Source organism: Rhodococcus sp. IEGM1339, assembly GCF_050321925.1.
GTDB lineage: Bacteria > Actinomycetota > Actinomycetes > Mycobacteriales > Mycobacteriaceae > Rhodococcus > Rhodococcus pyridinivorans.
Map to the genome: position 1 here is coordinate 82,942 of NZ_JBNQFT010000022.1, position 7,614 is coordinate 90,555.

Here is a 7,614-nt window from a genome sequence, read left to right on the forward strand (position 1 = left end):
AGCGTCGCCGTGCAGACGACCCCGCTGCTCGAACGCTGGAACCGGTGGGCCCGCGGGCACACCGGAGTGATCGACGGGGCGTTGGCCGCGGTGCTCGCCCTGTTCGGGGTCGCCCTGCACGTGGCGGACGCGCGATCGGTGGCGGGTCTGTTCGTCACCCTCGCGCTCACGCTGCCGCTGGCCTGGCGCAGGACCCGCCCGGTGGTGGCGGGTTCGCTCGTCGCGCTCGCCGCCTACGCGCACCTGCTCGTCCTGCCGGAGGTCCTGCCGATCGCGGCGATCGCGGTGCCGATCGCGGTGTACGCGCTCGCCGCCTACGCTCCGCGGTGGGCCGCCAACACCGCGCTGCCCGTCGCGGTGGTTGGGGGCGCACTCGCCGGAGTGCTCTATTTCGGCTACGACGGCCGCACCGCGCTCGAAGCGTTCGTGACGGCCACCTTCGTCGCGGTCTTCCTCGCTGGTGTGTGGGCGTTCGGCCGGGTCCGCGGGTTGCGTTTGCGCGAGATGGATTCGCTCACCGAGCGCAACCGGTTGCTCGAACTCGAACGCCTCAAGGAGGCCGAACTGGCCGCCACCCAGGAGCGCACCCGCATCGCCCGGGAGATGCACGACATCGTCGCGCACTCGCTCACGGCGATCATCGCGCAGGCCGACGGTGGTCGCTACGCCGCCGCGACGAACCCGGAGGCGGCCGCAGGGGCGTTGACCACCATCGCCGAGACCGGGCGTCGCGCGTTGACCGACATGCGCGGGTTGCTGTCGGTGCTCCGTGAGGACACGCCGCGCGAGTTCACCACCACACCAGGCGTCGGCGACGTGCCGGCGCTCGTCGAGCAGATGCGCACGAGCGGGCTCGAGGTCGAGTTCTCGGTCGACGGGCAGAGCCGCGAGGTGCCCGAGGGACTGGGGCTGTCGGTTTACCGGATCGTGCAGGAATCGCTCACCAATGTCCTCAAGCACGCGGGTCCCCGCGCCCGCACCCACGTCCGTCTCGACTGGCGGCCCGACACGCTCGTCGTCGAGATCGTCGACGACGGCAGGGGAGCGGCGGCGCTCGTCGAGGCCCGCCCGGGTGGGCAGGGGCTGACCGGTATCGAGGAGCGGGCCCGGCTGCACGGCGGTCGCGCGGCGGCCGGTCCGAGAGACGGTGGCGGCTACCGGGTCCGTGCCGAACTGCCCGCACCGGCGGTCTCCCCCCTAGGGTGGCGTCCGTGACCGAACCCGCCCGCGACACCCGATCCGACACGACCATCCGTATCGGGCTCGTCGACGACCAGCAACTCGTGCGCGCCGGTTTCCGCATGGTGCTCGAATCGCAGCCGGACATCGAGGTCGTCGTCGAGGCGTCCGACGGCGAGGCCGCCGTCGCCGAACTCGAACGGGTCCGCGCCGACGTCGTGCTGATGGACGTGCAGATGCCGCGGGTCGACGGGATCTCGGCGACGCGGTCGTTGCTGCGCTCGGCCGACGCGCCGAAGGTCGTGGTGCTCACAACCTTCGACAACGACGACTACATCGTCCAGGCGATCGCCGCTGGTGCGAGCGGCTTCCTGCTCAAGGACGCGCCGCCCGAGGACCTGCTGGCCGCGGTACGGACGGTGCACCGCGGTGACGCCGTGATGGCCCCGCGCGCCACCCGCTCACTGCTGCACCATGTCTCGCCGTTGCTCGACGGTGCGGAGCGGCGCGCGGTGCCGGTCGCGGTGCCCGAGGATCTGACTCCACGCGAACTCGAGGTGCTCGTCGCGATGGCACACGGCCTGACCAACGGGGAGATCGCCGAGCGGTTCGTGCTCTCCGAGACGACCGTCAAGACCCACGTGGGCCGGGTGCTGGCGAAGACGGGATCGCGCGACCGCGTGCAGGCGGTGCTGTTCGCCTTCCGCGCCGGTCTCGTGCATCCCGACGATCTGCTCGGCTCGGGGGAGTAGGACCGTGGTGCCATCCCGGAGACGACCGGTCCTCCCGGCGTAGGACACCGGGGCGGCGAAGATCGACTCGCGGGTCGATGTGCGTGCGCCGCATCGTTTCTAGCGTCGAAGCATGACTTCGATCAGCTCTTTCGTACCGGCATGTTCGGCTCAGGGGGTCGCCCGCGTCTACGGGCGCGGCGACGCCGAGGTGCGTGCCCTCGACGGGGTGTCCGTCGCCTTCGCGCGGGGACGCTTCACCGCGATCATGGGACCGTCCGGATCCGGCAAGTCGACACTCATGCACACCCTCGCCGGTCTCGACGGTGTCGATTCCGGGCGCGTGATCCTCCACGGCGACGGCCGCCGCGCCGACGTCGAGATCAGCACCGCCCCCGATGCGGTGCTCACCGAACTGCGCCGCGACCGCATCGGATTCGTCTTCCAAGCGTTCAATCTGCTGCCCGTGCTCACCGCCCGCGACAACATCCTGCTGCCGATGCGGCTGGCCGGCTCGCGCCCGACGCCCGAGTGGTTCGACGAGGTGACCGGCCGGCTCGGTCTGACCGACCGGCTCGACCACCTTCCCCACGAGATGTCCGGCGGTCAGCAGCAACGCGTCGCCGTCGCGCGGGCGCTCCTGCCGCAGCCCGACGTGATCTTCGCCGACGAACCCACCGGAAACCTCGACTCGCAGTCCGGCGGGGAGGTGCTCTCGATGCTCCGGTCGAGCGTGCGGGAGACCGGTCAGACCGTGGTGATGGTGACGCACGATCCGGTCGCGGCCTCCTACTCCGATCGGGTGGTGCTGCTCGCCGACGGCCGGCTCGCCGGTGAGATCGCGCAACCCACAGCGGATTCGGTGATCGATGCGATGCGCGACCTGCGCACCTCCCGAACGGTGGTGCCGGTCCGATGAGGCATCTCGTCCTGGCCCAGGCCCGCGCCCATCGGGGGCGGTACGTCGCGTCCGTGCTGGCGGTCTTCGTCGCGGTCGCGTTCGTCGTCACCACCCTCGTGCTCGGCGACACGGTGAGTGCGTCGGTCTCGAAATCCACGGCGGCCCGGTATGAGGGGGTCGCGGCAGTCGCTCTTCCCGCCGACTCCACCGTCGCACCCGACGAGGTGCTCACGCTGGTCGCTACGACACCGGGCGTCGAGGCGGCGGCGCTCGACGTCAGCGGTCCCGTCCGGCTGATCGGAGCCGACGGGTCGTCCTCGAACGGCACCGCGACGAGCATCGCACCCGAGGGCGCCCTGCGGTGGCAGCAGCTCGGGGACGGACGCTGGCCGTCGAACCCGGCTGAGATCGCCGTCGGCTCGTCGTCCGGCCGGGCGATCGGTGACGAGATCACCGTCGCCGGCCCGACGGGTTCCGTCCCCCCGACCACCGTGGAGGTCGTCGGTGTCGTCGATCTCGACGGATCACCGCTCGCCCTGAGCCCGGGATCGGTCTTCGGCGACGCCGCGCAGGTGCGGTCGTGGTCCGGGGACACGACGGACTGGGAGGTCCGTGCAGTCGGTGACGCCGACGCCGTGCGAGCGGCACTCGCGCCGGTGCCGGGCGTCGACGTCGTGCCGGGTGCCGATCGCGCCACGGCGGTCGCCGACGACTACGTCGGGGACGTCGCCCTGCTGCGCAACGTCCTGTTGTGCTTCGCGGCGATCTCGGTGGTCGTGGCCGGCCTGGTCATCGCCAACACCTTCTCCGTCCTGCTCGCCGCGCGCACCCGCGAACTGGCCCTGATGCGCTGCGTGGGCGTGACGTCCACCCAGGTCCGCCGCAGTGTCCGCGGCGAGGCGTTCGTCGTCGGCCTCGTCGCGGCCGTCCTCGGCGTGCTCGGCGGGTCCGGACTCGCCGCGGCCGTGGTGTCCGCGGCGCGGGCCGTGGACGCCCCGATCCCGCTCACGTCGGTCTCGGTGACGGCCACCACGGTGATCGCGGGTCTGATCGTGGGAACGGGCATGACGGTGGTCGCCGCGAACGGTGCCGCGCGGGCGGCGACCCGCGTGCGGGCGCTCGCGGCCCTGCAGCCCCTCGAGACCCGCCCCGAACCGGTGCGCGATTCGTGGGTGCGCCGCATCTGTGCCGCGCTGGCGATCGTCGGGGGCACGGCCCTGCTCGGTCTCGGGGTCGTCATGGCGAACGTGCTCGTCGCGTGCCCGGGTGGACTGCTGCTGTTCGTCGGTGTGGTGCTCGCCTCCCGCCGTCTCGTGCCCGCCGCGGTCGGTGCGGTGGGGGACGTGCTCGCCCGTGCCGGTGGCCCGCTCGCGGTGCTCGCCGCCGGCAACGCCCGGCGCAATCCGCGCCGCACCGCGTCGACGGCCACCGCGCTGTTCATCGGCGTGACGTTGACCTCGACCCTCGTCGTGGGGATCGGCACGCTCGAGGCCGGGGCGCCGGACGTGATCGACGAGCAGTTCCCCGTCGACATGGCCGTGACCGCGCCCGAACGCGACGGGCTCGCACCGGAGGTGACCGAGCGGCTGACGGCGGTCGACCGGGTGAGCAGCGGCGCCGAACTCGCGGCGGTCGACCTCACGATCGGCGGCACGGAGGCGTCGGTCCTCGGCGTCGATCCCGCGGCGATGGCCTCGACCGTCCGGACCGACGTGCGCCTGCCCGAGGCCGGGACGATCGTGCTCGAACGCTCTCTGGCGAGGTCGGTGGGCGTGGACGACGGAGCCGTCATCACCGTCGGCGGCCCGGTGGGCACCCGCGAGCTGACCGTCGCCACGACCGAGCCGGGGATGCCCGACATGATCGAGTGGAGCGACCTGACCGCCGTCGCCGGCCCCGTCACGGCGGACACCGTGTGGCTGAAACTCGATCGAGGAATGTCGGACGAGGACCTCGTCGCCGTTTCCGACGACCTGTCTCGGGTCGCCGCGGCCGAGGTTCCGGGCAGCGAGGTGGTCGGTGCGGTGCAGATGCGGCAGATGCTCGAGAAGATCCTCGACACGATGCTGCTGATCGTCGGCGGGCTGCTGTCCGTGGCCGTGGTGATCGCCCTGATCGGCGTGGGCAACACGATGGCGTTGTCCGTGCTCGAGCGGCGACGGGAGACCGCGATGCTGCGCTCGGTGGGTCTCTCGCGGGCCGGTGTGCGGAGTCTGCTCGTGCGGGAGGCGTCGATCATAGCCGGCGTGGCGTCGCTGCTCGGCGTGGTGCTCGGCCTGCTGCTCGGGGCGGCCGGCACGGCCTCGGTAATCGGCCCGGGCCACATCGCACCAGGTTCGGTGCCGTGGTGGCAGCTCGCGGCGATCGTCCTGGTGGGGGGTGTGGCGGGCGTCGTCGCCTCGCTCGTCCCCGCCCAGCGCGCGAGCCGGGTGTCGCCGGTCGCGGCGATGGCGGGGTGACGGTCGGTCCTCCGCCCGACGGTGCTCCCCGTCGACCGGAACGCGCCCGAGTCCTTCCGCGGCTCGGGGGCGTTCGTCGTCGAATCGGCGGTTCGAGACGACCGGCCGAGAACTACACCTAGGTCCACCCGAGATGGATAAGACATCGCTCAGGCTCTCACGGCGTCGCGCTACCTTGGGGACTTAGGCCCAGTCCTTGTGCGGCGACGTGCCGCCGATACCGGCGTTGAACGTATTCGTCGGATCGAGCTCCTTGAAGTGCTCTTCCATGGACTCCGGCAGCTTGTAGATGCGACCGTAGTTGTGCTCGGCGGGCAGCTTCGCGCCGCGCTCCTCCAGCAGGTGCTGGATGCGGTCGTGCAGCGCCTCGGGATCCACGCCCTGCTTGGCGACATAGTCCTGGTGCATCACATGGCAGAAGAAGTGCCCGTAATACGCCTTGACCTCAAGCTGGTCGTCGATCTCCTCCGGCAGCACCTCGAGCCAGTTCCAATCGTCGCGACGCAGGGCCACATCGATGGGGATGAGCCCTGCGATGTGCCGGCGCTTCAACGCGGCGTAGCGAGTGGCGGCACTGGCCGCGCCGAACCGGTTGAGCGACGCGCTCTTTTCTTCATCAGACGTGCAGATGAAGAACTCACCAGTGTGCTCGGGCTCTGCGAAGAACTCCTTGAGCATCTTCTCGCTCGCGGCCTTCTGCGACTCGCTGACGGTGAGCAGCAGGTGATGCTCGAAACGGTTGCGGTACTCCATCATGCGCTTGGGCAGCTGGTTGGGCAGCACGCTGAACATGGCTTGCGATACCGTGTCGGCGAAGGTCGGACCAATGCCGGGAATCTTCGAGAACAAGCCGTTGGCCCACGTCTTGAACGAGAACATGCGCGTCTGCAGCGCTGGACTCATGAACTTCAGGAAGACGAAGGTGTCTTTGCCGTACTTCTCGGCCAAGTCGAAGGCACTGCGGCCCATGTACTCACCAGAGATAGGCAGCGGCATGTCGGCTTCGAGGAACAACCGACGGATCTCTTCGAGCTCGTGCGTGTTGTTCGTGCCGATGTAAAACACGGTCGGGTGCACTTCGCGAGGGAAGGTGCGGGTGCGCACCGCGAACACCATCAGCTTGCCGGCCGAGCCGGATGCCTCGAACAGGTACTCGGGGTTCGCATTGTAGCGAGCAGGCGAAGGCACGATCTTGCGCAAGTGCTCGGCGTACTCGGTCTCGTTCGAGTCTTCGGGGGCTGGGGTGACATCCTCGGGAGACCACTCGCCGCGCTGTAGACGGTCGAGTGCGACCTCAGGGTCGTCTCCGAGCGAGATGCCCAGGTGATTGACCAGCTCGACCTTGCCGTCGTCGTTGACGCGGGCGAAGATCGCTTCGCGCGTGAATGCCGGACCCTTGCGAATCTGGCTGCCGCCCGAGTTGTTCGCGATGCCGCCGATGACCGAGGCGCCGATTGATGTCGACCCGATCACCGAGTGCGGCTCGCGCTGGTGCTTGGCGAGCGCGTCGGTCAGGTGTGTCAGCGGGGTGCCCGCGAGCGAGATCGCCTCGCGCGCGTCGTTGATGAGGTGCACCTCATCGATGCGGTGAGTCGAGATGATCACAATGGGGCGATCGTAGTCTTGGAAGCCGGGGCCGGATCCACCAGTCAGGCCCGTGTTCGATGCCTGCGGGATGACGATGAGGTTGTTGTCGACGGATACCTGCAGCGCCCGCCACATCTCGACCAGCGTGCCGGGGCGCACCACGGCGAAGACTGGTCCTCCGCCGAATCGATAGCCTTTGCTGAATGGCATCGTGGCACGCTCAGAGGTCAGTACATGTTCGTCGCCGACGATTCTCTTGAACGCATCGATCGCTTCGTGCGAAGTCGTGGTGGTCTGTCCTGGTTGCGTCATCTCTAAGCTTCCTATATTCAGTTGCATCACAAGCGCGTCATGATGCTGAGGGGATGTCGCCTTGATCCGAGCTAGTCCGCGGTCGTTCATTTTTTGATGGGCGGGGAAACGAGCCAGGGGGACGACGTCTGCGACCGTCTGCCCGGAAGCTCGCTACGGCGTCCAAGGAGTGTGCGTGTGCGTATGCATGTGCATACGCGCATCCTCATTGTAGAAGATGCGCATCAGATAGTTTCGGACCGCGGTACTTTCGGACTCCGGTAGGTTCGGACCGCGATAGTTCGGACCGCGATGTCGGCCACTGCCCTCACCCCATAGATCGACGCAGCAATCAGACTCGCCTAGCTGTAATTCCCGGGGACGTTGTGAACGCCGACGCGGTCTATAGGTGACTGTCCACCGATCCCGGTGTGGGGCCGATGGTGATTGTAGTCATGCAGCCACT

The 7,614-nt window shown here is 69.1% G+C and carries 5 protein-coding genes and 1 pseudogene; 4 read left to right on the forward strand and 2 right to left on the reverse strand.

Annotation, left to right across the window (positions count from 1 at the left end; genetic code table 11):
* The first annotated feature begins 9 nt into the window (after window positions 1–9).
* The 4 genes from ACQR3U_RS18500 (at window position 10) to ACQR3U_RS18515 (ending at window position 5,270) form a co-directional block, all read left to right on the forward strand.
* Entirely contained in the window at window positions 10–1,215 is a 1,206-nt protein-coding gene (locus tag ACQR3U_RS18500; protein WP_039584819.1) for a sensor histidine kinase, read from the forward strand.
* A complete protein-coding gene (locus ACQR3U_RS18505; RefSeq protein WP_006550191.1) occupies window positions 1,203–1,931 on the forward strand; it encodes a response regulator transcription factor in 729 nt (242 codons plus the stop codon). The genes ACQR3U_RS18500 and ACQR3U_RS18505 overlap by 13 nt, the downstream gene beginning before the upstream one ends.
* A gap of 112 nt (window positions 1,932–2,043) precedes the next feature.
* Complete coding sequence (locus ACQR3U_RS18510) at window positions 2,044–2,829, forward strand: ABC transporter ATP-binding protein (RefSeq protein ID WP_019288512.1); 786 nt, start codon at window positions 2,044–2,046, stop codon at window positions 2,827–2,829.
* Entirely contained in the window at window positions 2,826–5,270 is a 2,445-nt protein-coding gene (locus ACQR3U_RS18515) for an FtsX-like permease family protein (RefSeq protein ID WP_230811367.1), read from the forward strand. Before ACQR3U_RS18510 ends, ACQR3U_RS18515 begins: the two co-directional genes overlap by 4 nt.
* A 183-nt stretch (window positions 5,271–5,453) precedes the next feature.
* Here the strand turns inward: ACQR3U_RS18515 and dld are convergent, their stop codons facing one another.
* Together dld and ACQR3U_RS18525 are read right to left on the reverse strand one after the other, a co-directional pair.
* On the reverse strand, window positions 5,454–7,169 hold the full coding sequence (gene dld, locus ACQR3U_RS18520; protein ID WP_013161533.1) for a D-lactate dehydrogenase: 1,716 nt from the start codon (window positions 7,167–7,169) through the stop codon (window positions 5,454–5,456).
* Window positions 7,170–7,510: 341 nt separating this feature from the next.
* Window positions 7,511–7,614: pseudogene (locus tag ACQR3U_RS18525) on the reverse strand (IS481 family transposase); the annotation flags it as partial.